Here is a 2146-nt window from a genome sequence, read left to right as displayed (position 1 = left end):
GTCGCGGCCATGACGGGGGTAGGCGTCGCCGCCATGGCGGGGGTGGACGTCGCGGCCATGACGGGGGTGGGCGCCGCGGCCATGACGGGGGTAGGCGTCGCCGCCATGACGGGGGTGGACGTCGCGGCCGTGACGGGGGTGAGCGCCGCCGCCACGACGGGAGCGGGCGTCGCCGCCATGACGGGGGTAGGCATCGTTACGTGCGATGCCTGCCCGGTGCTGTGCCGCATCCGGCCTGGTAAGACCGGTGCCTGCGACCGCTACGGCAATGTCGAGGGCGTGCTGACCCGGATGGACCCGCTGACGCTGGTTGCCCGCTCACCCGAACTGGTGCGGTTTGCCGGGGAAGACTGGTCGGGCAATCCGATCGCCTCGAAAGACCTGTTCGTCACCGCTATCGGCGCCGGCACCACCTATCCGGACTACAAGCCGGCGCCGTTCATCGTCGCCAGCGAGATCGACGGCGTCGATATGGTGACGGTGGTGTCCGAAGGCGTGTTCTCCTACTGCGGCCTGAAGGTGAAGATCGACACCGACCGTCATCTGGGGGCCGAAACCGCCACCGTCCGTGCCGATGGAGAGGCGGTCGGTCACGTCACCACCGCGGAATATGGCAGCCAGATGCTCAGCCTGGGCGGCGTGCATCATTTGACCGGCGGCAGCAAGAAAGAAGGGGTCGTGACCTGCGACACGATGCTGCGGCTGGCCAACGCCGAGGCGGTGGAACTGAGCATCGACGGGGGCGCCAGGGTGGTGGTGCAGTCCGGCCGGCCGCCGATTGTCGACGGCGCGGAGGAGCGGCGCATGCGGGTTGGCTGCGGGTCGGCGACGATCGGCATTTTCGCCAATCAGTGGCTGGATCATGCGGACGAGGTAATCGTCGTCGACGACCACATCACAGGAGTGCTGACCGAACATCAGGCGGGGCGGTTCCTCGACATGCGGCCGGCGGGCATCCGGGTGCGCGGGCGGCGGTCGACTCCCGGGCGTTATTTCCAGGTGGCCAATCCCGGCCTGGGCTGGGGCGGGACGGATATCGAGGACCCGCTGACGATTATCGAACGGATCGATCCGAAAGCGGCGTGGCCGGGGCTGCGTTTGCTGATGGTGTCCACCACGGGAGAGCATGCGGCCTGGTTCGTTCTGGATGAGGCGCTGGTGCCTCGGGCGGCGGCGATGCCGGCAGCGATCGCCGATGCGGTGGTTCGGATTGGGGAGAATTGCGAGCCGGCGCTGTGCACCGTGCTGTTCATGGCGGGTGCGGGTGGCTCGCTGCGCGCCGGTGCGACGGAAAATCCCGTGCTGCTGACACGATCGGTGCAATCCGGGCGGACGCGTGTGACCAGCGGTGGGGCGGCGGTGTATGTGTGGCCGGGCGGTGGCATCACCACCATGGTCGATGTCGCCCGCATGCCGGCTTTGGCGTTCGGCAGCGTGCCGACTCCGGCGCTGGTGGCGCCGATCGAGTTTACCTTGCCGCTGGCCGAGTATGCTCGGCTTGGTGGGTATATGGGGCGGGTGCGGCGGCTGGAGGACGTCCTGCGGACGCACCGTCCCCGGTCCGTGCTTTTGCCCGACGATACGGACTTCCCGGTGCGATGAGCGCGATCGCCGCGCTGCTGCCGGATGGACGGCTGCATCTGCAGCATGGGCCGATCGACTGCCTGTGCCGCGCCTGGGGGGAGCCGGGGGAGGTGCGGGCTGCGTACGATCAGGCGGCAGCGTTCTTTGCCAGCGTGCTGGACGATCTTTGCGCCGAGTTGCCGCTGCTGCGTTCGCCGTTGCCGGCGCCACGGCCGGCGGGTTCGGTGGCGCAGGCGATGCACGCGGCGTGCATGCCGTTCCGCGGCGGTTTCATTACCCCTATGGCAGCGGTGGCGGGTGCGGTGGCGGATGCGGTTCTGGCGGCGATGGTGGCGGGGCGCGGTGTGACGCGCGCTTTCGTCAACAATGGCGGGGATATCGCGTTCCACCTGACGCCGGGGACGTCGCTGCGGTGCGGGCTGGTGACGGATTTGGCCTCGGCGGTCGTGGGCGGCACGGGGCCGTTTGCTGATCGTCATGGCTGGGAAGAGGATTTGGCTGGCAGGCACGCCCTCACCGTCATGGCCGGGCGTGTCCCGGCCCACTTCGCACGAACGGACGA

1 protein-coding gene and 1 pseudogene are annotated in these 2146 nt (G+C 69.1%); both read left to right on the top strand.

What is annotated here, in order from left to right; all coding sequences use genetic code 11:
- Positions 1-9: 9 nt before the first annotated feature.
- On the top strand, positions 10-1602 hold the full coding sequence (locus tag GSQ89_RS21640; protein WP_254073315.1) for a 6-hydroxynicotinate reductase: 1593 nt from the start codon (positions 10-12) through the stop codon (positions 1600-1602).
- Positions 1599-2146, top strand: a pseudogene (locus tag GSQ89_RS21635) (hypothetical protein); the annotation flags it as partial. The gene GSQ89_RS21640 and the pseudogene GSQ89_RS21635, both read left to right, overlap by 4 nt.

It is taken from the genome of Acidisphaera sp. S103, assembly GCF_009765975.1.
GTDB lineage: Bacteria > Pseudomonadota > Alphaproteobacteria > Acetobacterales > Acetobacteraceae > Rhodopila.
The sequence above is the reverse complement of the archived record's forward strand: the minus strand, read 5'-3'. Positions and strand labels throughout refer to the sequence as shown.

Coding starts and splice junctions, on each gene's coding strand:
- GSQ89_RS21640 (WP_254073315.1), top strand. CDS start 10: ATGACGGGGGTAGGCGTCGCCGCCATGGCGGGGGTGGACGTCGCGGCC.